At 48.8% G+C, this 24,669-nt stretch carries 19 protein-coding genes; 8 read left to right on the forward strand and 11 right to left on the reverse strand.

Annotated features, from left to right (window positions below):
• The first annotated feature begins 6 nt into the window (after window positions 1–6).
• Window positions 7–708 (forward strand): GntR family transcriptional regulator, encoded by a 702-nt coding sequence (locus tag BQ2657_RS00585; protein ID WP_075578903.1) that lies wholly within the window; start codon window positions 7–9, stop codon window positions 706–708.
• 38 nt (window positions 709–746) lie between these two features.
• Here the strand turns inward: BQ2657_RS00585 and BQ2657_RS00590 are convergent, their stop codons facing one another.
• The 4 genes from BQ2657_RS00590 to BQ2657_RS00605 all read right to left on the reverse strand — a co-directional run bounded on the left by BQ2657_RS00590 (window position 747) and on the right by BQ2657_RS00605 (window position 6,103).
• Window positions 747–1,952: a DUF401 family protein gene (locus BQ2657_RS00590; RefSeq protein ID WP_075578904.1), complete on the reverse strand. Its 1,206-nt coding sequence runs from the start codon at window positions 1,950–1,952 to the stop codon at window positions 747–749.
• A 694-nt stretch (window positions 1,953–2,646) separates the two neighbouring features.
• On the reverse strand, window positions 2,647–3,936 hold the full coding sequence (locus BQ2657_RS00595; RefSeq protein ID WP_075578905.1) for an SLC13 family permease: 1,290 nt from the start codon (window positions 3,934–3,936) through the stop codon (window positions 2,647–2,649).
• A 59-nt stretch (window positions 3,937–3,995) separates the two neighbouring features.
• Complete coding sequence (locus BQ2657_RS00600) at window positions 3,996–4,874, reverse strand: amidohydrolase family protein (protein WP_075578906.1); 879 nt, start codon at window positions 4,872–4,874, stop codon at window positions 3,996–3,998.
• Between the two features lie 32 nt (window positions 4,875–4,906).
• Window positions 4,907–6,103: a sodium/glutamate symporter gene (locus BQ2657_RS00605; RefSeq protein ID WP_075578907.1), complete on the reverse strand. Its 1,197-nt coding sequence runs from the start codon at window positions 6,101–6,103 to the stop codon at window positions 4,907–4,909.
• A 321-nt stretch (window positions 6,104–6,424) separates the two neighbouring features.
• Between BQ2657_RS00605 and BQ2657_RS00610 the strand changes: the two genes are divergently transcribed.
• A complete protein-coding gene (locus tag BQ2657_RS00610; RefSeq protein ID WP_075578908.1) occupies window positions 6,425–7,816 on the forward strand; it encodes an MmgE/PrpD family protein in 1,392 nt (463 codons plus the stop codon).
• 44 nt (window positions 7,817–7,860) lie between these two features.
• Window positions 7,861–8,802, forward strand: a complete 942-nt coding sequence (locus tag BQ2657_RS00615) for a LysR family transcriptional regulator (RefSeq protein WP_075578909.1) — start codon at window positions 7,861–7,863, stop codon at window positions 8,800–8,802.
• Between the two features lie 205 nt (window positions 8,803–9,007).
• Here the strand turns inward: BQ2657_RS00615 and BQ2657_RS00620 are convergent, their stop codons facing one another.
• From BQ2657_RS00620 to BQ2657_RS00645, 6 genes are all read right to left on the reverse strand, one after another.
• Window positions 9,008–9,955 (reverse strand): LysR family transcriptional regulator, encoded by a 948-nt coding sequence (locus BQ2657_RS00620; RefSeq protein WP_075580923.1) that lies wholly within the window; start codon window positions 9,953–9,955, stop codon window positions 9,008–9,010.
• Between the two features lie 273 nt (window positions 9,956–10,228).
• Complete coding sequence (locus BQ2657_RS00625) at window positions 10,229–11,245, reverse strand: aminopeptidase (RefSeq protein WP_075578910.1); 1,017 nt, start codon at window positions 11,243–11,245, stop codon at window positions 10,229–10,231.
• A 100-nt stretch (window positions 11,246–11,345) separates the two neighbouring features.
• Window positions 11,346–12,656 carry a dicarboxylate/amino acid:cation symporter gene (locus BQ2657_RS00630; RefSeq protein ID WP_075578911.1) on the reverse strand — a complete coding sequence of 437 codons (1,311 nt, stop codon included), beginning with the start codon at window positions 12,654–12,656 and terminating at the stop codon, window positions 11,346–11,348.
• A gap of 507 nt (window positions 12,657–13,163) precedes the next feature.
• Window positions 13,164–14,462: an MATE family efflux transporter gene (locus BQ2657_RS00635; protein ID WP_075580924.1), complete on the reverse strand. Its 1,299-nt coding sequence runs from the start codon at window positions 14,460–14,462 to the stop codon at window positions 13,164–13,166.
• Between the two features lie 161 nt (window positions 14,463–14,623).
• Complete coding sequence (citG, locus tag BQ2657_RS00640; protein WP_075578912.1) at window positions 14,624–16,003, reverse strand: triphosphoribosyl-dephospho-CoA synthase CitG; 1,380 nt, start codon at window positions 16,001–16,003, stop codon at window positions 14,624–14,626.
• Between the two features lie 7 nt (window positions 16,004–16,010).
• A complete protein-coding gene (locus BQ2657_RS00645; protein WP_075578913.1) occupies window positions 16,011–16,922 on the reverse strand; it encodes a LysR family transcriptional regulator in 912 nt (303 codons plus the stop codon).
• A 241-nt stretch (window positions 16,923–17,163) separates the two neighbouring features.
• Here BQ2657_RS00645 and citD point away from each other — a divergent pair, with 241 nt between their 5' ends.
• From citD to BQ2657_RS00670, 5 genes are all read left to right on the forward strand, one after another.
• The gene (gene citD / locus BQ2657_RS00650) at window positions 17,164–17,463 is read left to right on the forward strand and encodes a citrate lyase acyl carrier protein (RefSeq protein ID WP_075578914.1); all 300 of its coding nucleotides are present in this window, start codon (window positions 17,164–17,166) and stop codon (window positions 17,461–17,463) included.
• A gap of 1 nt (window position 17,464) precedes the next feature.
• A complete protein-coding gene (locus BQ2657_RS00655; RefSeq protein ID WP_022486945.1) occupies window positions 17,465–18,376 on the forward strand; it encodes an aldolase/citrate lyase family protein in 912 nt (303 codons plus the stop codon).
• 1 nt (window position 18,377) lies between these two features.
• On the forward strand, window positions 18,378–19,940 hold the full coding sequence (gene citF, locus BQ2657_RS00660; protein ID WP_075578915.1) for a citrate lyase subunit alpha: 1,563 nt from the start codon (window positions 18,378–18,380) through the stop codon (window positions 19,938–19,940).
• 427 nt (window positions 19,941–20,367) lie between these two features.
• Window positions 20,368–21,702 carry a CitMHS family transporter gene (locus tag BQ2657_RS00665; RefSeq protein ID WP_075578916.1) on the forward strand — a complete coding sequence of 445 codons (1,335 nt, stop codon included), beginning with the start codon at window positions 20,368–20,370 and terminating at the stop codon, window positions 21,700–21,702.
• A gap of 328 nt (window positions 21,703–22,030) precedes the next feature.
• Window positions 22,031–23,365, forward strand: coding sequence for a CitMHS family transporter (locus BQ2657_RS00670; protein ID WP_075578917.1), 1,335 nt, complete (start codon window positions 22,031–22,033; stop codon window positions 23,363–23,365).
• A 46-nt stretch (window positions 23,366–23,411) separates the two neighbouring features.
• On the opposite strand, the gene BQ2657_RS00675 is transcribed toward BQ2657_RS00670, so the two are convergent.
• Entirely contained in the window at window positions 23,412–24,668 is a 1,257-nt protein-coding gene (locus tag BQ2657_RS00675) for an O-antigen ligase family protein (RefSeq protein ID WP_075578918.1), read from the reverse strand.
• Between the last annotated feature and the right edge of the window lies 1 nt (window position 24,669).

The raw sequence follows: 24,669 nt of genomic DNA on the forward strand, positions 1-24,669 counted from the left end.
GGACCCATGACAACAATCCCATATCGTCTCGGAAAAATCAAACACCGCTCTCTGGCCGATGAAGCCTACTGCTATCTGAAAGAGCAGATCCTGTCCGGCCATATCCGTCAGGGAGATGTCATCACAGAACAGACGGTAGCGGATATCCTGCATATCAGCCGCACTCCGGTCAAGAATGCCCTGAGCCGGTTGGAAAGCGAGAATTTCGTAACGACCCTCAGCGGCCGCGGTACCCTGGTCAATGTATTGTCCATCGCGGATATGCGGGATATCTATAACGTCCGCATCGTGCTGGAACTGCTGGCTCTGGATACGGCCATCAATCATTTCTCTGCCAGAGATCTGGAAGAAATCCGCCGGGTTTTCGTCGATGCCTACAACGATTACAAAAAGGACAAGTCTTCTCTTCCGGCAGAAGATATGTATCACCTGGACAACATGTTCCACAACCTGTTCATCGAGCATACGTCCAATCATTACATCCGCAAGCTGATGCCCAGCATTTCAGAACGGATCCAGCTGGGCCAGCTCCAGGCCTACATCATGACGGACACCTTCGAAACGAGTACCCTCCAGCATCTGGAGATCATCGATGCCCTGGAGGCCAAAGACCTGCCGGAAGCCAAACGTCTCCTCCAGGCCCATTTGGAGTGGTCCTACAATGTCATGTTCGAAGCCATGATCAAGAGCGGGAAAAAGAAGGTATAAAAGCAAAGGGGCTGTTGCACGGTGCAACAGCCCCTTTTTCACATCATCCCCCGCAGCAGCAGGTAATAGGCCAGGATGAAGGTACAGAACAGCAAAGAATTGGGCAGTGTCTTCTTCACCAGCTGCCCCAAAGTGACATGATAGTAATCGGAGGCCACCACCAGGCATACATGGGTGGGCGAAACCTGGCTGGCCGCATGGGCCATCCCCATAAGCAGGACTAGGGTCGGAATTCCTCCTTGGAGAGAGGCCATGGCTAGGGGCGTCCCCAGGGCAATGATCCCCTGGGCCCCACTGATGATCCCCCCGAGGAAAAACAGGATGGCAAAAGTCAAAAAAGGCGGGATGGGCAGCTGGCTGATCACCTGGGGCAGGAGCAACAGGACCCCTGTGAATTGGATGAATTCCTTCAGGACCAAGACCAGGAAGGTATTCAGGATCAGCTTCTTTTCAAAGGCACTGACCACCATCCGTTTGACTTCCTGGAAAGAGAACCGGTATACGAACAGGCACAGCAGGATGCTGAGCAGGACGGCTGTCACCACGGAGACTTTGAAGATCAGGATGACTGCGATGATCAGGAGCAGGGACCAAAGGTGCTGGAACAGATGGACGGCATCCGCTTTTTTGTCGGTACTGACCGGTGTCCCCGGATCTTTGGGCAGACGGCGGAGATACTGGAAATAGCCAATGGCCATCAGGGCGCACACGGGCCCCAGCATGGCCAGCATAAAGGGAGGCAGCTGGGCATCGGCCAGGTTCATCAGCAGAAGGACACTGGCATAGGTGGGCAGGGAACTTTCCGGGATATGACGGAACCAGCTGGTGACGAAAGCCTGCTCCTCCGGTTCCAGATAGCCGTCCGTGGCTTCCTTCACAATATCCCCGCACAGGATCATGGCCGCAGCCGAAGGCAGAAGGCCGATGAACATAGGAGCGATCCCCGCATTCACCCGCCGGTTGTGGAACAGTCCATTCAGATCCTGCTGGGCCAGCTTGATCTGCTCCCGAGCTTCCAGCATCCGCTGGAGGTAGGTAATGAGATACAGGGACAATAGGACCGACAGCGACCCCCAGTGGGTAAAAACATTGCCCACCAAATGCAGGATTTCCCCAGGTCCGATCCGATACAGCACCGCCGTCAGGCAGAGCCCTCCCAAGATAGCTTGATAAAGGGGCCGTCCCACGGCCAGAAGGATGACAATGGCAAGGAAAACCAGCAGCAGATAGAATAACGATGTCATGGGAACCCTCCTACTCTTTTGTTGCAGACTGCCACAGGTTTCGCTTTCCATCAGCAGAAAAGACAAAAGAAAAAACAGCAGTCTTTCTCTTTATTGTATCGAAAAAAGCTTCCTTTTAAAAGAGATAGAAAAAGTCAAGTATGTGTCAACAAGTTCTCTGTAAAACCTTCATAATTATTCAAAAATAGAGGGACAAAATTCTCTATACCCATACTGACCTGCACCCCACCCTTCCGCTGGGAGGACAGACCCGTTCGTCCCTGGCGGGAGGCTCACAGCCTATCGCCTTGCCCTGACGGTCAAAGGCTGCGGCTACGGACCAGGAAGCCGGATGGTCTCGCCCGCGTGCTCCACTCCAGGAGCGACTACTGCCGATGTTATCCCGCCGACTCCTCCTGGGCCTGCCCTCCCGGCTCCAGGGGTATCCGCGTATACATAAAGTTTTAGCATTCATTCCTGTTCTCCCAGACAGATATGGAGAATAGAATCCTCTCATTCATGTTGAAAATTATTCCGGCAGAGAAATTTCTGAAAAAAGTGGTTCAATAAATTCTTGTACTTAGATAATAGATTTATTCTATTTTATAATATTGAACCCTTATACAATAAAAAGGCTGTGAAAGTTATCGGTCAGCTAACCTCACGATAGCGATTTCACAGCCTTCTTGATTATTTTTGATTAAAAATCAGATTGTTAAAATTTTAAAGGATAGAAAACAGCAATATACACCAAAGAAATTGCAATGCAGATAATTGTCAAGGGGAGCCCTGGCTTTACATAATCCATAAAATTATATCCACCAGGTTCCACTGCCATAGAGTTTGCTGGCATAGCAACAGGAGTAGCAACAGCAATAGAAGCAGCAAAACGGACCGCAATCAAGATGGCTTTGGGTGCGATTCCCAGGGTGTTAGCAATGACAAGGGCAATCGGTGTAAAGAGAATAATGGTCGCTGCGTTGGACATAAAATTAGTAATTGGTGTAATGATTGCAAAAATCAACAGGAGAATCAGCATAGGACTGGTCATTCCACCCATAGCATTCATGGTAGCATCCGCAATCAGTTTGGCTGCGCCAGAATTTTTCATGGCTGCAGCCACTGGAACCATCGCCGCATAAATGATGATTCCACTAATCGGTACAGACTTAGCAGCTGTACTCATAGAGATGCAGCGGAATGCCACTACAATCATAGCGCCGATGATTGCAATGAAGTGTAAAGGAATCCCTATTTCTTTGGAAAAGATCATTCCTAATAAAGCGCCTAACATAACACCAAGACTAATCACTCTTTTCCAAGCTGGCACCTGAGAATAATCTTTTACTTGCAAACTTTCAGAAGAAAATTCACCTTCGTTGCGGGGCTTATCCGGCAACAGTTTGTATCCGATGGTCGCCATATAAAGTGCCGCGACAACCAGCAAAATCAGGGACAATGGGGCAAACTCAAAAAAGGTCATGGTTTCTCCAATATTCAATTTGTCCAGAGTTTCTTTTAAGAAAGGCCCAGAAGTTGTCCCTACAATGGTGATTCCCCCACCAAAGCAGCATCCTACGATTACAGGATAGCAGAGTTTTGACCGCTGCATCCCGGTAGAAGCGCACATCCCCAAGATTAACGCCAGCAGCAGTGCAGCTGCGCCCGTATTTGATAAGAAACCAGACATCAATCCTGACAACAGTACAATGGCAAACATAAAATGCCGTTCGTCTTTTGAGACCTTTGTTAAAAGGGTCCCAATCTTAGCAGCTCCTCCTGTTTCAAAGACAGATTGTCCAATAACTGCCATAGAAGCAATGATCATCGTCGTACCGCTTGCGAAAGATTTGAGAGCCGTATTGGCATCAATAGCTCCGATGAGATAAAAACTGACAGCCACAGACATTGCCGTAACGGGAAGCGGGACAATTTCCGTCATGAACAGGACCAATGCAATAAGAATAATAAGAATGACCAGCACCGCCGTGCTTAACCCAAACATTTTTATTCCTCCTTTAGGTCTTCTCTTTAGAAAGGAACCCGGTAAATTGCTTTGCTGATTTATTCAAATCTAAATAATTTTGCCGGATTATTGACCAACGTCTTATAAAAAATATTTTCATCCCCTACTTGATCCATTAGTTCATCCAACATCAGACTGTCATCAGGAACAGGTACACAATTCGTATAGCATCGTGGATGCGGCCAATCAGTTCCCCACAGCAACTGATTAGGATTACTTTGTGCATATTCTTTGCCAATTAGCAAAGTATCCGAATAATCATCCTTTTGACTTCCAAAATAATATCCTGATAATTTGACCCAGGCTTTCCCAATATCCATCCAATGACAGATAAGGGAAAATGCTGGATGGTTCATCCCTATGCCGGCAGGTAAATTTCCTCTATGATCCAACACCAATGGAGCAGGTAATGCTTCAAAAAAGTTCTTTTTTTCAACAAGGAGGTCGGGATCTATCCATAGACATACACACCATCCTAACGGCGCAATCCGTTCTACTAATAAACGAATATCATCCCAACTATTTTTATAGCCACAAGTCATATTTAACCGGATACCTTTGACTCCCATCAAATCCATCTTCTGAAGGTCCGAATCAGAAATATCATTGTTAATTACAACAATCGCCCTGGCAACTTTTTTCCCCAACTGTGTAAGCGCATCCAAGGTACAGCGGTTATCCAATCCATAGGCAGATGGCTGAACAATGACACTGCGTGTGATTCCTAATTTCCGTTTAAGAAGATTGTAACAATCAACGGTTGCCGGAGGCTGATTCCGTAAATCTGTGTCAATATAAGAGAATCGGACTGGATCATAAATATGATGATGACAGTCACATGCATTGAAAGGAATTTTCTGTTTTGGAAAATTTCTACCCTTACAATAAGGAACCTGATTTCGAATTTCTATTATCATTATCTTCTCCTTTGACTTTTATAGATTCTCTACTAAAGATTTGCTACAAATTTCTCAATCAAAGTTACAAATAATGGGTTATAGATATTTCCTGCTAAAACCGCCATTCCAGGAAATAATATCCAAGCAATATGAGCATAACCGAACTCGTCAATTACAGCTTTTTCATTTGCAACTGCGTTTGGAGTAGCACCTAATCCAGTACCAATTAACCCAGCTACCATAACAGCAGCATTATAAGATTTACCATAAACAGGATAAGCAACAATTACGGCCAACAATACTGTTACAATTACTTCCCCAATCAGAATCATCGACATAGCACCGGCTACAGAAAATAGTTTTGTTAAATCCAAAGTCATAATAGTAATTGCAATAAACAAATAGAGAATTAAGTGGCTCAGTACATTCATTTCTTCTACATAACAATCTTTATGTAGACTTTCCATAGTATTACGAACAATTACACCAGCAATTAGGCATCCTAAAAAATAGGGAACCTCAATATCCGGGATATGCTTCAAAAGCATATAAATAGGTCCTCCAATTCCTCCTGTCATCAAAAGCAAGAAAAATGCATTGGACATTCTTTTTACATTTAAGGGATGTACCGTTTTTTTATCCTTATTATCAGCTGGGGCAGCATCTTCAGGACCAGGCTTCAAGCTATCTCTACGAATAAGAAAACGTGCAGCAGGTCCACCACAAAGAGAAGCCACAACCATTCCAAATGTTCCGGCCGCTACACCAATAGCAGTTGCTCCATCACATCCAAGTTTTTCAAAAATAGGACCAAAAGCAGCTGCTGTTCCCACACCACCATACATAGACAAAGAACCACAAGATAATCCAATCAATGGATGAACGCCTGCAATCTTAGCTAAAAATACACCAACTATATCCTGCAATGTAATTAGGATAACTGTAATAATACTGATTTTGGCGCATAACTTTCCGCCTTTCTTTATCAAATCTGCAGTAAATCCAAATCCTACAGCTGTCAAGAATAGATTCATTGACCATCCGCCAAGGGTAGCTGTCCACTTTACAGACAAAATATGATTTACCTTTAAAATACATAATATAATACTGACGAGCAGACCAGAAACTACAGGAGCCGGAATACAAAAATCTCTAAACACTTTGACGCGATCCACAATAAAATTACCCAATAAAACCACTAACGCTGCGATTCCCGTTGTTATAACTAAATCAATCGTAATGTTCATAGTGTCCCTCTCTTTCTAAATTGTTTTTTCAATAATGGGAAAACATGTAATTATCAGTTTTTACTATGCACATAGTTACAAAACAGCTCGGTCTTACTACAAATACTGTTTTGTTTTTATTCATGTAAATCGTACAACGAAACAGTCATAATCACCAATCATAAAAAGTTGTATGTCTCATAACCTTTCGGTAATTAACCAAAGGGTTATGAGACATAGAATTATTAAGCATTGGGCAAGGGAAAAATCCAAATCTATAATAAAGCCAAAAAGAATCAAAGTTTTCACTCTTTATTGATTTGATTTAAAGGAGGAATTCACATGAACGAATTATTGGCTTTGGCAAAATTCATTGCAGCGTTTTCCCTGGATGAATGCCCCCCAGAAGTAGTCTCAGCTGCAAAGGACTGTGTCCTAGATACAGTAGGGATTTCCATCGGAGCCGTTACCCAAACAATGCAGAGAAACATCCGTCAGATCTATTTAAAATATGATAATTACAATCCCATCAAAGAGCAAAACGATGCACTGTTGGCCACAGTTTGGGGCAGCCATGAAAAAGTAAATCTCAGAACTGCCGTATTTTTCAATGCCATGCAGGGGCATACTTTGGAAATGGATGATGTCCATACTCGTTCCAAGACTCACATCGGTACTGTTGTCATTCCTGCGGCTTGGGGCCTAAGTGAAGTATTGAGCGCCACAGGGAAAGACTTTCTGGAAGCCGTAATCTGCGGTTATGAAACAATGTCTCGGATTGGAATGGGATTCGGCGTATCCAGCCACAGAAACAAAGGATGGCATGTAACCAGTACAGCAGGGACCTTTGGAGCAGCTGCCGCCTGCGCCAAACTGCTTCATTTTGTACCTGAACAAATCATGGGGGCCTTTGGTATGGCTGGTACTCAATCTTGCGGTACCTGGGCATTTCTGGCTGATGGAGCCACCAATAAGGTACTACATCCTGCCAGAGCCGCCGTAAGCGGATTGGAGGCCTGTCTCCTCGTACAAGGAGGCATGAAAGGTTCATCCTATATCTTGGATGCAAAAGATGGAGGTATTTTTCCCATGATGTCCGATGAATATGACTATTCTCTTGTCAGTCAGAATCTTGGTAAAATCTTTGAACTCCTTCAAGTCGATAAAAAACCTTATCCCTGCTGCCGCAGCACCCACTGTGCCATTGATGCAGCTTTATTTTTAAAAGAGAATGAAAAAATTGATATCCAAAACATTCGGAAAGTAACCGTCAAAACCTATCTGGTAGGACTCAAGCAATGTGGACTTTCTGAAACCAGCAAAATCCCCGAGCTGCCTACGCAGGCCAAATTCTCCACGCCTTATGTCGTAGCCTGTGCCTTGACTGACGGGAAAGTCGCTCTACAGCATTTTGACCAAGCAGAAATCCAAAGAAAGGATCTGCAAAATCTGCTGCGTAAAATATCCGTCGTCGAAGATCCTGCTTTTACAGCCCAATATCCGAATCATTGGGGATGTAAAATGGAAATTGAACTGCAAGACGGCACATGTTATACAAAGACCATCCCAGATGCCTCCGGCAGTGTGAAAAGTCCTCTGACACAGGCTCAATTGCAGAAGAAGCTGGAATCTTGCTGTACTGGATTCAACAAATCCTGGCTGGAAGGAATCAGGCAGCAAATCTTAAGATTGGATACTGCTGAACTGCTTCCTCTTTTAAAGTACGATTTATGATACAATAATCGTCAGAAAGTCTCCAGGAGAAAGAAGGGGTTGTGATGACAGAAAATGATCTGGAAAAGATTATTGCCATCTTTGAAGAAGGCAGTATGGCCAAAGCTGCCCAAAAGCTTTTCATCACACAGCCTGCACTGAGCAAAAGTTTGGCCAAGGTTGAAAAAGAATTGGGGGAAGTCCTTTTTATCCGAAGCAATAATGGCCTGATTCCGACTTATGCAGGAAAATATTTCGTAGAAAAAGCCTACCAAATCATGAAACTGTACGAAGATGTGCGGGTTGAATTCTGTGAACTGAATCACATGCGCAAGGGTACATTGAAACTGGGTTCTGCCGAAAGGATTGGTGCCTTGCTGCTTCCTGAACTCCTAAAAAAGTTCAGTGCCCGGTATCCCAATATCCAAATTGATATTGTGGAAGAAAACAGCCACACCCTTGAAGAAAAACTGCTTATGGGCGCCATCGATCTGGCCATTATCTGTCTTCCTCTCCGCAATGCCAATATCAGTTATAAAGTATTTTACCGTGGGCCGATTTACCTAGGCATTCCCAAAGATTCTCCCTTAAATGACCGCTCTTATACCAAAACAGGAGAAAAAATGAAATACATGGATCTGCAGGATGTCCTCCAGGAAAAATTCATCCTGACAAAGCCAATTAAAAAGACGCGGATGGCTGCTGACCGTATCCTCAAAAAAGCAGGGCAAAAATATACCGTCAGTATCGAATCTCGAAATATAGAAACAACCATGCGTCTTGTAGCTGGAGGTATGGGAATTTCCCTCATACCGGATATCTATACCAGATGTTATGATACAGGCAACGAAATCAGTTATTATCGTTTGGAAGAAAAATATGACCCTTACTGGAAATGGGCTGTAATCTACAATGGAGATATCGAACACCTCACCCGCCCTTCCCGTGAACTTTACAACATCATTTGTCAGGAAGGCTGTAAATTCCCCACTTATCTTTGTACCTGAAACTGCTGCTTAATCGGACAATCGGACAAAAGGATGCTTTGCATGTGTGAATATACACGTGCAAAGCATCCTTTTGTCATAGTTTAGACATTATATGCTTGATGCAACGACGGATGGGCGAAAAGTCCTTTTCTGGGAGCCTAAGGCCATGCTTCCTTCCCCTCAGCCCTTTGGCCAGGAACTGCACCATACAGAAAACCTGTTTTCACCTATTTATGGCAAAATTGGCAAGCTCCATAAAAGCCCGAGCTGCTTTAGACAGATAAGACCCTTTTTTAACAGCCCAGTTGATTTCCCGCACGGCCAGAGGATGTCCCAATTTGTAAAAATATAGATTATCAGACTGGGACAAACATTGTACAATATCCGCTCGGATGAACAGTGCTCCCATCCCTGCAGAAGCAATATTCAGCGATGTCATAACCTGATCCACATAGATTTTTACTTTCATGGCGAAACCAGCATCCAAGCAAATCTGTGTAGAACGGCCAAACATGTCATTGCCGGGTTTCATCTTGACAAAAGGAGTATCCCGAAACAATTCCAAAGGTACCGCTGGTACAGAAAGCCCCAAGAAGGCCTGGCTGTTAATACTTTCCCGGAGGATTTGGTATTTTTCCAGTCCTGCATTCACGCTATAGTTTTTGGGAACTGCTAGGATAATCCTTTCCGTTCGATAATAGATATTTTTAATATCACGATCTTCCTGAAGACCTGTTTCCAATACCAGATCAAATCGTCCGTCCAGCAGCCCTTTTCGCAGTTCCTGCACGTTTCCCTCGGTCAAATCACACTGGATGCCTGGGTAAAGATCATTAAAACGGCTGATTAGATCTGGAAATACAAAAGAGCAAAAATAGGATGATCCGCCTAAAGACAGCGTTCCCGTCTTTAATTCTTTCAAATCTTTAAAATACCTCAGCACATTATTTTCTATTTGATAGATGGCTTTTATGGCTTCTATATATTTTTTCCCTTCGGGCGTTAAAGTAATGGGAATAGTACTTCTGTCAAAAATAGGGACGCCGATATCCTGTTCTGCCTTTCGAATCATTTTACTGAGGGCCGGCTGACTGATAAACATTTTTTTCGCTGCTTTTGAAAAACTTCTTTCCTGGTAGACAGCGTAAACATACTCAATTTTTTCAAGCATTTTGTTTCCCCTTATCTCATGAAAAACAGTTCGCCGTCTTTGGGCAGAAAGAAAATATCTGTCCAGTTTTTCCCTCCTTTCTATCATTTTACTCTTTTCTTACATTGTTGTGTTTCCTATGAAATGTGAAATATTAGCTACAAATCTTGGAATCACTATAAAAAATCCACCTATAGGCCGATATTCCAAAGCAAAGGAAAGAATATTTTCCATTCCAAGCAGTGGTAAGTAACCCATAGATGGATTTTTACGATATACGGTTCTTCGAAAGAGTTATTTATCGCCCAGACAGACGACTTTACCATCTTTTACAATCAGTGTTTCTGTAGAAGTCCCTTCATCGAACACAATCGTGGGATTATACTGGACCATGTCAATATGGACCGTACTTCTTGCAGGCTGTCCATAATAGAATCCGTTCCCCATTGCAATATGGCAGGTTCCCCGTGCCTTTTTCTCTTCTTCAAAATCTCCGTTGTAGAGGCATACCGGATTGAGTCCGATTCCAATTTCAGCAATGTTGTCACTGTCTTTGATTTCAGCAATTTGCCGACGGATTTCTTTGCAGATTTTTTGATCTCCGCCTGCCACTTCTACAATCCGTCCACCTTCAATCCGCAGTTCCACAGGAATTGTTGGGCAGCCATAATAGCAGATGGGGCCATCAATGACCAATGTACCATGGGTAGTGCCGATTACTGGGCCCAAGGATACTTCCCCATCGGACCAAGCCATGGCATCCCCAGGATTCCGAGCAATCCCACACTCAATAATCGGTTCCATCTGGTTCATCTCCATGTACAGGTCAGTACCTGCTGGAGTGGTAATATGAGCGGTCTTCTTCCCTCTCCAGATGGCCTGCAGCCGCTGGCCATCCTGATAAACTTTCTCATAGTCTGCCAGCGCTCCTCCTCTTGTGAAATTATCAATATCCCTCAGACAAATGGATACTTCCCGAAGTTTTTTTTGAGTAATCAATTCCTTCAGATGATTATTATAGATGGCCGCTCCTGATGCCGTGGTCATCCCTACAAATACATCACAGGCATCCATTCCAAGTTCCAAAGATTTCGGAAAGATGGTGGCCTTGTCTTTTCCCCGGATTGGCATCATATAAACACCATATTCCGCTCCACAGTTCAGGGCCGCAGCTGCCATAGCCTGTGTTATCCGCTCGTCAGTCTGAGGATCTACCACGATCAGCACTTCTTCCCCAGGCTTTACTGCCATCAGAGTTCCCAAAATATACTGCGCCCGTTCCATACATTCAATGATTCTGTTGTCTGCCATTTTTCTTGCACTCCTTTCCTTGATACCATTGGTTCTTTTCTTTCGTCTTTGTCATTAGCATATTACCTGCCATATGCCCGCAGTCATTTTTCAAAAAGTCTCATGAAGCCCCATCCTTCTGGTCAAGTAAGGTTAGGTCATCAAATTTCTCATGGTCCAATTCATTCTGCAGATTGGAAATACAGACCGTTGCAACCAAATCTCCTACGGAATTGGTTGCCGTATGGATCTGATCCACAATTCGGTAGATTCCTGCCACCAAAGAATAGCCATCCAGAGGCAAACCCATCTGTGTCATCAGTGTCAAGCTGATAACTAACCCAATCTGTGGAGTGGCTGCACATCCTACACTGAGAAAAGTAGCTTGTACGCAAAGGAGAATCTGTTGCGGCAGACTCAGTTCAACTCCGTAGAGCTGTGCCGCAAAAAGGATGACCACAGCAAAATAAGCACAGGTCCCGTTCATCTGGGCCGTACAGCCCAAGGGAAGGATAAAACTGGAAATATCTTTAGGTGCCCCCATTTTATTAGGTGCAATATCCATGGCCACCGGCAGCGCCGCACTGGATGTACAAGTACTGAATGCAACCAGCCAGCTGGCAAAAGCTTTTTTCCAAAAGGTAAACACGTTGACACGGCCTATGAAAATCAATAGCAGAGTATAGATACCAAAAGTGGTTGACAGACAGGCTAGGTAGTCAGTCAGAATGAATTTCAGTACCGGGCCGAAAATGGCCGTACCATATTTGGTCATGGTAGTAGACATCAGTCCAAAAACACCAACTGGAATGATGGCAATCACATAATCTACAATCTTAAACATAACCATAGACAGCATGCTGAAGATTTTGCCCAAAGGTTCCGCCTTCTCTCCCAGAGAAATGATGGCAAATCCAATGAACAAAGAGAATACAATGATTTGCATCATGGATCCGGATGTAAGAGATTCAAAAGGATTGGCCGGAATGAAATCAAGGATTGTCTGATACATCCCTGGCAGTGCTTTTGTTTTCACTCCACTTCCTACAGTTCCCAGCTGCAGTCCTTTTCCCGGTTGGATCAAGTTAACCCAGAAGAGTCCGATCATGGCTGAAATCATCCCGGTTGCCAAGAACCAGATTATGGTAGTCACACCTACACTTTTCAGTTTGTTGATGTCCCCCAGTGACAGTGCTGCATCCACGATACAGAAAAAGACTAAGGGAACCACCACCATTTTGATCAGTTTAATAAAAAAATCTCCGAGGAACTGTAGAAAAGGCAAGATGTGATTGTTAATCACCGGCTGATGGGTTCCCCCTATGGCATTGAGGATATAGCCAAAAGCAATTCCCACACCCAGAGCGATAAAGATCCGACCATACAATGGCATGGATTTTTTAGGCTGCGCCCGTTGTTTCCTTTCCGCCATTTTGATACCTCCTTCTCATTTTCCGTTCCTCATGAGGTCTGATTCCATAGTACAAAAATTGGACAGGAATCTCAAAAGTTATGTAAAATCGATATAGACCATAACTTATTGGATATAAGTTAACATAGACTGAGAATATAAGAACCTGTCATAGATAATCCAAATAATAACTTTTCTGTATCAGCCTTTTGGGGAACAATCCGTCAGCGGTTTTATCTTTGGGGCCCAAAGATCCACTCTCTGCTATTACCAAAGGAATACGATCTGCCCATAGCCAGGCGAAGGACCTCTGAACAACCCTTAAAGGGAGCCGAGTGGAATATAGACAAAGAGACATCGAAAAATGACGAACCATTTTTCGATGTCTCTTTGTAGTCCATAATGACAGTATACGGATAAAAGGGGTTTCAGAGGGTCTCATAGACCATCAACGTGCAGCGGCCCCTTTTTGTTGCATCTCCATGCAACTATTCCTCAAGAAAGATGCTCTATCAGACTGTGCCCCTTTTACCGGGTCAGTTTCCGGATCCACCGGTAGCTCCTGTACCAACAGAACGCCGGGATGACTTTGAAGATTTGATCCGACTGGAGGAGCATGACCACCTGGACCACCGGCAGCTTCCAAACAAAAGCCCCCAGAAAGGAGAGGGGCATGACGATTCCCCAAGTACTGATCAAGTTGGTCACAAAACCGTACCGGGGATCACCGCCGCCCCGGATGATCCCGGAGCTGACCGGCATCTGGTAGGACATGCCCACCATCACCACGCTCATGACGGCCATCAGCTGGTCAGCCAGCTCCATGGCTTGAGGGTTCAATTCGTAAAAGGACAAGAGGGGCAGCCGCAGCAGGTAGAGACCTGCCCCTAAGACAAGCCCTACCAGCACGAAGATCACAGATAAGGTCCGGCCGGCTTCCCGGACCTGGCACAAATCCCCCCTGCCTACGATGCGGCCGATGGTCACGGCGGTAGCTGAGCACATGGCCTGGACAATCACTTTCAAGTATTGATAAAAAGTGGTTGCTACGGAATTAGCCGCAATGGCATCTGCCGACAAATGTCCCAGGATGGCTGTCTGGATGGGGGTGGTCAGGGCCCACAGCAGCTGGGCGCCCAAAATGGGCGTGGTCACCCGGAAATAGTCTTTTTCCAGTTGAGGATCCCGGGCAAATAGCTTTTGAGAAAACAGCCGGAGCCGGGATTCTCTGGCCAGATACAGGAGCACAATGGCCAATTCAGCGATCCGGGCGATGACCGTCCCTACGGCAGCTCCTTGGATGCCCATTTCCGGACAGCCAAAATTCCCATAAATGAAAAGATAATTACAGACCACATTGATACCCAGGGAAAGGACCGAATTGCAGAAAGCAATCTTCACACTGCCTACGGAACGCAGTCCGGCATAAAGAATGGTGGAAAGGATGAAAACAGGAAATGTGAACTGCAGGATCTGGAGGTATTTCTGTGCTTCCAGCAAGATCAGCGGATCCGAAGTAAACAGGCTGAGAAAGCCCCGGGGCCACAGGAAGCACAAGGCCAGGACGGCACTTCCAGCCAGTGCGCCCAGCCGCAGGGCAATGCCGATGCAGCGCCGGATGGGCGGAAGATCCTTTTTGCCCCAATACTGGGAACCCAGGACCACGATTCCTTCCCCCAGTGCATTGGCCAGGAACTGCACCACAAAAAAGATCTGGTTGACGATGGCCGCCCCTGACAGAGCGGACTGGCTGTAGCTCCCCAGCATCACATTGTCTGCCATATTCACACTGTAGGCCACCAAATTCTGGGAAGCAATCAGAGCCATCAGAGAAGCCCAGCCATAAAAAAAGCCTTTTTCTTTGATAAAGAAAGTTTCTCCCGGTTGGAGCTGGTTTCCATAAGCTATAATAAAGACCGCCTTTCTCAATAGCGATATAGGCTTATTATATCAAAAAACGGGCTGCTGCTCATGCAGCAACCCGTTTTTCATTCCATCAACCCTTCCATCTTCTCCAGGAAGATGGCCAAAATCAGAAGATCGGCACAGCCTCCTGGGCTGATGTTCTTTTCCACGAAGCGTTTGTTCAGTTCCCACACGGCTTCCATGCCTTCCTTTGTGAAAGCGCCCCCTTTGGCCAGCACCTCCTGGGCTGCAGCTTGGGCCTCTGCCAGGGTGGCCTGATTGGACCGGCTGAGGATGTTGGTGTCTTCCACCTGGCTCAAAAGGAGCAGCAAGGTCTGGATATAGGCCTCGTTGTCCGCTCTGCCTTCCTTCCGGAACTGCCGCAGGGCCGGCAGGGCAATCTGAGCCACCGCCGGGAATCCGTCCATAGCTTCTCCCCGGATGCCCCGGCAGCCCTGTTCCACATACAGCACTTCTCCGTGGGTATGGGGATGGTACCGGTCAATCTTGGCAAAATCCCTTTCCAGGAGAGGCGTCACGGCTTCTCCGATTTCCCCCAGCACCGCTTCGCTTTCCACTTTGCCGGTCCGGGCCAGATGGTGCAGGGTAAAGCTGGTCACAAGGCCCAGGGAAAAGATGATGCCCTTATGGGTATTCACATTTTCCGTAGCCCGGAACATGGCTTTTTCCGCAGCCGCTCCCATGGGCCGCAGAGCCGCGAACAGGGCTTCCTCCGTTCCCTCCCAGTCCCAGCCTTTTTCCGCCATCTGCCGGAGATGAGGCACGATGGCTTCAGTGCTCCTGGCAAAAGTGTGCCAGTCCATGTCCCGATGGGCTCCAGGATTGTCCTTATCCACCAGCCCTGGCTTGGGAGTGGCGTCCACTTCTCCCTGAAGTCCCTGCCGCAGGGCTGCTTCCACCCAGTCCAGCAGGAAATCTTCCAACACCCGGTGGACGTTCCGCACCAGGACCGGCACGCTGTGCTTCCGGCTCCGGGCGCAGGCTTGGGCAGGCTGGGAACAGACCAGGCACAGGCGGCCTGGCAGCCCGATATCCGTCCGGGAAATCTTGTATCCATCTTCCGCCAGCACATCCATATCATAGAGTCGTCCCAGCCGGTCCTGCCCCTCTATGGCACAGGCGATTTTTTTGATGGCCAAGGCATCCCCATCCAGCACATAGTATTTTTCATACCCTGTTTTCCAGTCGATGACCTTCTGGAACAGGATGGGGATCCCCGCTTCCCGAAGGGCCTTTTCCAGGCGACGGATCCCTTCCAGGAACCCTAGATGGATCAAGGCAGAAGTCTTCACCGGGCCTGGGATATTCTGGGTAAAGAACAGCAGGGGACGGCGGTACCGTTCCAACAGCTTTTTCTGGGCAGCCGCCCTGCCGTCCCGGGCCAGGAGCATGTCCGGCACTTCCACCTGAGGGCCTGCCAGACGGATGACAGTTTCTTTCATGATTGCGTTATTCCTTCCTTTTCTTGCCCAAGGTCCGGATCAATTCAATAAAGGCCCGGGCGTATGGGCTGAGATAGGCGTCCTTGCGGCAGCATACATAGCAGTACCGTTTGTTGGCCACACCCAATAAAGGATACAACACACACTTGTCCTGTGACAAGAAGTATTCGTCCAAATACACATCGGGACAGATGAAGACGGCTTCCATGGCAGAAACCAGCCGCTTCCCCACTTCGATGCTGGAAGTTTCCAGGATCACATTGGGTTTGATTTCATAGACGCTGAACAGGGTATCCTGGACCCGGCGCACATTGTGGCCTTCGGTGATGGAAACGAATTCTTCGTTCCGGGCCTCTGTGATGTGGATGGGGGTCCCGGCTTTCACCCGCTGGGCCAGGGTGGTCATTTTGTTGGCAATCAGCACCACATCCTCGGTTTCCACCAGTTCATATTTCAGTTCATCATTGGTGGGCGTGGTGGTAAGGATGGCCAGATCCACCCCGCCGTTGAGGACTTCATTTTCTGTGATGTTGCTGCCGGCTTCATGGATCTGGAGCTTGATGTGGGGATAGCGCTGACGGAACACTGGCATCACCGCCGGCAGCATCTGCATGGCCCGCTGGACCGGGATGCCCAGCCGCAGGGTCCCGTAGCCTTCATACTGGATATCCGCCACCTCGTGGAGCAGGTTGGAGCTGATGGTGATGACCTGTTTCACCGCTGCAATATATTTTTTCCCCGCCTCCGTCAGGACGATGGGATTGGTGTTCCGCAAAAAAATCGGCGCCCCCAGATATTTTTCCACCGCTTTGATGGTCTGGCTCAGCGCCGGCTGGGAGACATGCATGGTCTTGGAAGCGTTGGTGATGCTTCCTTCCTTGATGATCTCCATGATATACTGCGCATGTTTCAGGTTCATATGCCCCTCCGTTTCTTTTCCCCTAAAATCCATTATTTCCAAAGAAATTTTAATTTCTTATAATTTGACATAATTCCCGAAATTCCTGAACCCCGCATCCTATGAGGAGTTGCGGGATTTGATAAGGAATGTCTTATACAGATTATATCATTATTTATATTCGATTTCCAATTTTTCCTGTGTTACTATCAAAGTGCACCATAATGTACATTGTACAACTGTTTAGAAGGAGTGATTTTACATGGAATTGAAGAAGGCAGCCATGGCTGGCACTGTTGAGTCTTCCGATGCCCAAATCACCGTAGAACCCGGTTCCAACGGCATTGAGCTCACTGTTGAAAGCAGCGTCATCCATCAATATGGACGGCAGATCAAGGCTGTTGTCCTGGATACCCTGAAGAAACTGGACGTAACCAACGCAAAGGTTTCTGTTGTGGACAAGGGCGCTCTGGACTGCACTTTAAAAGCACGCGTGGAAGGCGCAGTATTCCGTTCTGTCAACGAGGATCCTGATACGCCGAATCCCTGGGAGGTGCTGTAATATGGTTATCAATACGAATCCGAATTTCAAGCGTCTGAGAAGATCCATGATGTTCCTGAACGCTCAGAAACCGAGCCTGGTCAAAGACCCGTATGTATATAAACCCGATTCCATCATGCTGGACCTGGAAGATGCCGTTGCAGAAAACCAGAAGGATGCTGCCCGGTACTCCCTGTTCCATGCCCTGAAAGAAATCGACTACCATGGCTGTGAAAGAGTGGTCCGGATCAACGGTCTGGAAACTCCTCACTGGAAAGAAGATATCCGCGTTTCCGTCGCCGGCGGCTGCGATGCCATCCGTCTGGCCAAGACTGAATCCGGCAAAGACATCAAGACTGTGGAAGAACACATCCTGGCTGCAGAAAAGGAATTCCACCGTCCCATCGGCAGCACCCTGATCATGGCGGCCATCGAATCCACCAAAGGGATGCTGAACCTGTATGACATCTGCACTTCTTCCGACCGTCTGTTCGGGATTGCTCTGTCCGGCGGGGACTACACCCGTGACCTGCAGACCAGCATTTCCAAGAGCGGTGTGGAACTGATGGGCGCCCGTCAGCAGATGGTGATCACCGCCCGTGCCACCGGCCGTATGTGCTTCGATACAGTTTACACCGACCTGGATGACATGGAAGGGTTCCGCAAAGACGTGGAAATGATCAAACAAATGGGCTTTGATGGGAAATCCATCATCAACCCCCGTCAGATCCCCGTCTGCCATGACGTATTCACCCCGACTGAAAAACAGATCCGCTGGGCAGAAGCCGTTGTCCGGGAAATCGATACCAAGAAAGCCATGGGTATCGGCGTATTCCAGCTGAACGGCAAGATGCTGGATATTGCCTTCTATGATGGCGCCAAGAGAACCATTTCTATGGCCAAGGCTGCCGGTGTCTATAAGGGGGATTTATAAGATGAAGAACGCAGTAGGTAGAGAGATTCCTGAAGAAATCCTGAAGCAGACCGGGAAAGACGTTTTCAAGGGAAGCTTCGTGAAGCATCTGGCTGAATACAAGGCTGCCACCCATACGGTAGCTCCTGTCATGGATCCCAGCTACAGCAAAGTTGTGGACTCCATTGAAGAAGTCCTGAAAAAATGCGGCATCAGAGACGGCATGACCCTGTCCTTCCATCACCATTTCCGGGAAGGGGATTATGTGGTCAACATGGTCATGGAAGCCATCCACAAGATGGGCATCAAAGACCTGACCATCTGTGCCTCCTCTCTGGGGAAAGCCCAGAACCCCATCGTTCCCATGATCGAAGACGGGACCATCACCAACATCCAGTCTTCCGGTGTCCGGGGCAAGATCGGGGAAGCCATCTCCAATGGCAAACTGAAAGGCCTGGCTATCATGCGGGGCCACGGTGGCCGTGTCCGTGCCATTGAAACCGGCGAAACCCATATCGATATCGCTTTCATCGGCGCTCCCAGTGCTGATGATATGGGCAACTGCCGTGCCATCGGCAGCCAGAACGGCGCTGACTGCGGTGTATTGGGCTATGCAGCTGTTGATGCCCAGTATGCAGATAAAGTGGTCGTGGTGACTGATACCCTGGTCCCCTTCCCCAACGTGCCTGCTTCCATCGATATGACCAATGTGGACTATGTGGTCAAAGTGGACGCCATCGGCGACCCCACCAAGATTGCCACTGGCGCTGCCAAACCCACCACCGACCAGAGAAAGCTCCTGATGGCCAAGTATGCTGCTGATTTCATGGTGCATACGCCTTGGTATAAAGACGGGTTCATCTATCAGACCGGTGTAGGCGGTGCTTCCATCGCTTCCACCAAATATCTGGCTGAACACCTGCGGAAAGATAACATCCACATCGGGGTTGCCATGGGCGGCATTGCCCAGGCCATCTGCGAACTGCAGCATGAAGGCCTGATCGACAAGATTGCCGATACCCAGGATTTCGATATGGCTTCCATCGAAGACATCAAGACCAACCCCAACCATTACGAAATCACCACCTCCCAGTATGCTGACCCCTTCAACAAGGGTGCTTATGTGAATAAGCTGGATTATGTCATCCTGGGCGCACTGGAAGTAGATACCCACTTCAACGTCAACGTGGTCGTGGGCTCTGACGGCGTAATCACCGGGGCTCAGGGCGGCCATCCGGATACCGCTGCCGGTGCCAAATGCACCATCGTCATCGCTCCTTTGCTCCAGGGCCGTATCCCGGCGATCTGCACCGAATGCACCACAGTCACCACTCCGGGTGAAACCATTGACGTGGTTGTCACTGACTACGGCATTGCCATCAACCCCCGCCGGCAGGACATCATCGATGCTGTAAAAGACACCGATCTGCCCATCTGCACCATCGAAGAACTGCGGGATACCGCTTACAAGATGGTGGGCACGCCTGACCCTGTACAGTTCGGCGACCGGGTCGTGGGCATCATCGAAGCCCGTGACGGTTCCATCATGGACGTTGTACGTCAAGTGAAGAAAGCCGAAATCTAATCGTTTGAGGCAAAAAGCCATCCCTTCGGGGGTGGCTTTTTTTCAGCTACCAATGGTCACCGGCCAAAAGCTCTATACATTCAAAAATTTGCCAGCAAATTGATCATTCGACTCAAATCTTTATCCACTGAATCACATCTCCATCTAACCACTTGCTCCTTCCCCTGATTTTTAAAATATTCTTAAATTATTTTTATTTATGTTCAAATGAAACAATTTTGCTTTTCTTTGAAAACCCGCATCACCACTGGCTTTATAGGCATTCTATAAGTATATACTTATGTGTTTTATACCGTTTTTTATATTCGTTTTCAGAATGTTCCTATGGTACTATGTAGTGGTGTTTAATGCACTCTATTTTTCCGGTTTCCGAGGCCAGCCCGTCTCGGAGACACCCCATTTTATTTCCAAAGGAGGAAATTGCACTATGTTTTTGGGCGTTGTTGGTTTCTTGATGGTTGTCATCATCGTGGCAGCTCTGATCCGTGGTAAATCCAACCCGGTACCTCTGTTCGTGATGGTTCCCGTCATCGCTGCTCTGATCTGCGGGTTCACTCCTGCTCAGATTTTCGACTTCGTGAAGGCCGGGGTTGCTAAGACCTGGTCCACCGCTGTACTGTTCATCTTCTCCATCGTTTACTTCTCCATGATGGGTGATATGGGTCTGTTCGATCCTATGGTAAACTGGCTGGTGAAAAAAGCCGGTTCCAACATCGTGATGGTTACCATCGCTACTGCCTGCATCGCTGTTATCTCCCACCTGGACGGTGCTCTGGCTTCCACCCTGCTGATCACCATCCCCGCCATGCTGCCTATCTACAAGAAGCTGCATATGCGTCCTGTGGTGCTGGTCTGCATCATCGGTGCCGCCATGTCCATCATGAACCTGCTGCCCTGGGGCGGCCCTGTGGCCCGTACCGGCGTTGTGCTGAACGCTGACGTGAACGCTCTGTGGCAGGAACTGCTGCCTCTGCAGGGTGTCGGCCTGGTGATCCTGCTGGTCTTCGCCGCTTACATGGGCGTGATGGAAAAACGCCGTGGAGCTGGCCTGGTTGCTACCGGCAAAGCTGCTGAACTGGATGAAGATTCCGATGAACAGTCTGCTGACGATGATCTGTCCGCTGAAGATGCAGCCTTCATGCGTCGGCCTAAGATGATCTGGTTCAACGGCATCCTGACCCTGTTCGTCATCGGCCTGCTGTGCTTCACCAAGATTCCTCTGTACGGTGCTTTCATGTTCGGTCTGGCTGTGGCTCTGGTTGCCAACTTCCATTCCGCCAAAGACCAGGCTCGTGCCATTAAGATGCACGCTGCCACCGCTCTGACCATGCCCATGATCCTGCTGGCTTCCGGCGTATTCCTGGGTGTGCTGTCCAAGACCGGTATGATGAAGGCCATGGCCCAGATGCTGATTTCCATCGTCCCGGCCGCTCTGGGGCCCCATCTGCAGGATGTATTCGGGTTCTTCGCAGTGCCTATCGGCATGATGCTGGGTACCGACTCCTACTTCTTCGGCCTGCTGCCTCTGGCCATCGGTGTTGGCCAGCAGTTCGGCGTTGATCCTCACAACATGGCTATGGCTATGCTGATCGGGAAGAACTACGGCGTCATGGTCACTCCTCACGCTGCCACCACCTTCCTGGCCTGCGGCCTGGCTGGCATCTCCATCAAAGAACTGCTCACCTTCTGCGCACCGCGCCTGTGGGTCCTGTCCTGGATCTCCCTGGCCTGCGGCCTGATGCTGGGTCTGTTCCATCTGTAAGAGTTAGAAAAAAAGCCACCCCTTCGGGGGTGGTTTTTTTGTCACAGATCAGCAGTCTAGTAAACAGCGATTGTTCTTTTCCAAAGAAGTTTTTATTGCTGTAAAAGTCAGAAAATCATATCCATTCCCCGGGGCCCGCATGTGTCCTGGCTTTGCGTTCATTTTATAAGAATTTTCTTATATCTTACATACTCATATTTATATTAGTTTTCAGAAAGTTCATATGCTACCATGGATTCGTAAGCAAAAGGATTCATCTTTCATCCCGTTTCCGGTGGCTTGCCCGTCCCGGAAACACCAAATCCAATCTCAAAGGAGGAAATGCATTATGTTCTTGGGCGTTGTTGGTTTTCTGATGGTTGTGATCATCGTGGTCGCTCTGATCCGCGGTAAATCCAACCCGGTGCCTCTGTTCGTGATGGTACCTGTCATTGCAGCTCTGATTTGCGGATTTACCCCTGCACAGATCTTCGATTTCGTGAAAGCCGGAGTTGGCAAGACCTGGTCCACCGCTGTCCTGTTCATCTTCTCCATCGTTTACTTCTCCATGATGGGTGATATGGGCCTGTTCGATCCTATGGTGAACTGGTTGGTGAAAAAAGCTGGTTCCAATATCGTCATGGTCACTGTAGCCACTGCCTGCATCGCTGTCATTTCCCACCTGGACGGCGCTCTGGCTTCCACCCTGCTGATCACCATCCCCGCCATGCTCCCCATCTACAAGAAGCTGCATATGCGTCCTGTGGTGCTGGTGTGCATCATCGGCGCGGCCATGTCCATCATGAACCTGCTGCCCTGGGGCGGCCCTGTGGCTCGTACTGGCGTGGTACTGAACGCTGACGTGAACGCCCTATGGCAGGAACTGATTCCCCTCCAGGGTGTGGGCCTGGTAATCCTGATGATCTTCGCTGCCTACATGGGCATGATGGAAAAACGCCGTGGGGCTGGCCTGGTTCCCACTGGCAAAACTGCCCAACTCTCTGACGACGACGAAGACAAATCCGCTGACGATGATCTGTCCGCTGAAGATGCAGCCTTCATGCGCCGTCCTAAGATGATCTGGTTCAACGGCCTCCTGACCCTGTTCGTCATCGGCCTCCTGTGCTTCACCAAGATTCCTCTGTACGGAGCCTTCATGTTCGGCCTGGCTGTAGCCCTGGTTGCCAACTTCCATTCTGCCAAAGACCAGGCCCGTGCCATCAAGATGCACGCTGCCACTGCCTTGACCATGCCCATGATCCTGCTGGCTTCCGGCGTATTCCTGGGCGTCCTGTCCAAGACCGGTATGATGAAGGCCATGGCCCAGATGCTGATCAACATCGTTCCTGCCGCTCTGGGACCCCATCTGCAGGATGTGTTCGGGTTCTTCGCAGTGCCCATCGGCATGATGCTGGGGACCGACTCCTACTTCTTCGGCCTGCTGCCTCTGGCCATCGGTGTTGGCCAGCAGTTCGGCGTCGATCCACACAACATGGCTATGGCCATGCTGATCGGGAAGAACTACGGCGTCATGGTCACTCCTCACGCTGCCACCACCTTCCTGGCCTGCGGTCTGGCTGGCATCTCCATCAAAGAACTGCTCACCTTCTGCGCACCGCGCCTGTGGGTCCTGTCCTGGATCTCCCTGGCCTGCGGCCTGGTACTGGGTCTGTTCCATCTGTAAGAGTTATAAAAAAGGGGCTGTTGCATAAGCAACAGCCCCTTTTTCGTTATATCCTCTTCTTCCGTTCCCGGCTCAGTTGGTCTACAATCAGCAGGATTGCATTCCCAGCCCAGAACAGCATGCCCAACTGGCTATTGAACAAGGTATGGTCCGTAAGTCCGCTGATGAAGATACCCACCAGAGACGCCATATAGCCGCAGGCCACCCCGCGGATCCAGGGACGAGCCCGCCGCCGGTGACGGATTTCCCTGGCCAACCGGAACAGCTGGAACATCACATACAGGAACAGGACCAAGCCCAGGATCCCCAGTTCCGCCGTTACATTCAGCAGCAGATTGTGGCTGTGGTACATGAAAACATCTTCTGCAATGAAGAAGTTGTAATCGGGAAAGGCATAACCGTAGCCATACCAGCCCACTCCGAAGGGATGGTCCCGGATCATGTCCAGGGAACTTTCCAGATAAAAGAACCGGAGTTCTGCCGAGGTGTCATGGACGGAAAAGATCGACATGAGCCGTTCCGCCAGCTGGTTCCAGAACACATACAGTACGCCCAGCCCTCCGCCGATGAAGGGCAGGAATGCTTTGTGGTAGAAGGCCCCGGCGAAGACAAAGAGCACCCAGAAATAAGCCACCCAGTTCCCCCGGGAAAAGGTCAGGATCAGGCAGGCCGTAGCCAGGAGAAAGATCCCTGCCAGAGCCCAGCGGGTCTTTCCCCCTTTGAGCGGGGCAAAGAGCCCTTCACAGTAGGCCACCGTGGATACCAGGAAGGTCCCCAGGATGTTGGGGTTCACCAGGGTGGAAATGGCCCGCCGGGACAGGTGCTTGAAAGCCTGGTGGTCGATCCATTCCATATTCTGGAGACTGCTGCCGAAGAAATACTGCCAGATGCCGAAAGCCGCCACCACCCCGGCCGAGATCATGAAAATCTTGGTCAGGAACAGGGTACGGCGGCTGGTACTGGCATACCGGAGCACCAGATAGAACAGGCCGGCTTCCTGGCCCACCACCCACAGCCAGTTGAAGGCACAGGCGGCTGGGTTTTCCGACCACAAGGTGCTGACCCCACTGAGGAGGAACAGGGCCCACAAGGGCCGGCTGATGTTCCGGGGAATCTGGATGGCCGGCCAGAACTGCCCGGTCTGCCAGATGTTCACCAGGTTCAGCAGGAAACAGAGCCCAAAGACAAGGCCAGCGGCCAGCTGGTTCAGGGGAAGGATGAAAAACAGGACACAGAGGACGGCGAAGGTAACCTGGTTCAGGTTCCAGGATGCAGGAAGGCCCCAGCCTCGTGGTCGTTCCATG

Source organism: Acidaminococcus massiliensis, assembly GCF_900095825.1.
GTDB classification, from domain to species: Bacteria; Bacillota; Negativicutes; order Acidaminococcales; family Acidaminococcaceae; genus Acidaminococcus; species Acidaminococcus massiliensis.

Excerpts from the sequence above, each read along its gene's own strand:
- BQ2657_RS00585 (WP_075578903.1), top strand. The coding sequence starts at position 7 with ATGACAACAATCCCATATCGTCTCGGAAAAATCAAACACCGCTCTCTG.
- BQ2657_RS00590 (WP_075578904.1), bottom strand. The coding sequence starts at position 1,952 with ATGACATCGTTATTCTATCTGCTGCTGGTTTTCCTTGCCATTGTCATC.
- BQ2657_RS00595 (WP_075578905.1), bottom strand. The coding sequence starts at position 3,936 with ATGTTTGGGTTAAGCACGGCGGTGCTGGTCATTCTTATTATTCTTATT.
- BQ2657_RS00600 (WP_075578906.1), bottom strand. The coding sequence starts at position 4,874 with ATGATAATAGAAATTCGAAATCAGGTTCCTTATTGTAAGGGTAGAAAT.
- BQ2657_RS00605 (WP_075578907.1), bottom strand. The coding sequence starts at position 6,103 with ATGAACATTACGATTGATTTAGTTATAACAACGGGAATCGCAGCGTTA.
- BQ2657_RS00610 (WP_075578908.1), top strand. The coding sequence starts at position 6,425 with ATGAACGAATTATTGGCTTTGGCAAAATTCATTGCAGCGTTTTCCCTG.
- BQ2657_RS00615 (WP_075578909.1), top strand. The coding sequence starts at position 7,861 with ATGACAGAAAATGATCTGGAAAAGATTATTGCCATCTTTGAAGAAGGC.
- BQ2657_RS00620 (WP_075580923.1), bottom strand. The coding sequence starts at position 9,955 with ATGCTTGAAAAAATTGAGTATGTTTACGCTGTCTACCAGGAAAGAAGT.
- BQ2657_RS00625 (WP_075578910.1), bottom strand. The coding sequence starts at position 11,245 with ATGGCAGACAACAGAATCATTGAATGTATGGAACGGGCGCAGTATATT.
- BQ2657_RS00630 (WP_075578911.1), bottom strand. The coding sequence starts at position 12,656 with ATGGCGGAAAGGAAACAACGGGCGCAGCCTAAAAAATCCATGCCATTG.
- BQ2657_RS00635 (WP_075580924.1), bottom strand. The coding sequence starts at position 14,462 with ATGGCTCTGATTGCTTCCCAGAATTTGGTGGCCTACAGTGTGAATATG.
- citG (WP_075578912.1), bottom strand. The coding sequence starts at position 16,003 with ATGAAAGAAACTGTCATCCGTCTGGCAGGCCCTCAGGTGGAAGTGCCG.
- BQ2657_RS00645 (WP_075578913.1), bottom strand. The coding sequence starts at position 16,922 with ATGAACCTGAAACATGCGCAGTATATCATGGAGATCATCAAGGAAGGA.
- citD (WP_075578914.1), top strand. The coding sequence starts at position 17,164 with ATGGAATTGAAGAAGGCAGCCATGGCTGGCACTGTTGAGTCTTCCGAT.
- BQ2657_RS00655 (WP_022486945.1), top strand. The coding sequence starts at position 17,465 with ATGGTTATCAATACGAATCCGAATTTCAAGCGTCTGAGAAGATCCATG.
- citF (WP_075578915.1), top strand. The coding sequence starts at position 18,378 with ATGAAGAACGCAGTAGGTAGAGAGATTCCTGAAGAAATCCTGAAGCAG.
- BQ2657_RS00665 (WP_075578916.1), top strand. The coding sequence starts at position 20,368 with ATGTTTTTGGGCGTTGTTGGTTTCTTGATGGTTGTCATCATCGTGGCA.
- BQ2657_RS00670 (WP_075578917.1), top strand. The coding sequence starts at position 22,031 with ATGTTCTTGGGCGTTGTTGGTTTTCTGATGGTTGTGATCATCGTGGTC.
- BQ2657_RS00675 (WP_075578918.1), bottom strand. The coding sequence starts at position 24,668 with ATGGAACGACCACGAGGCTGGGGCCTTCCTGCATCCTGGAACCTGAAC.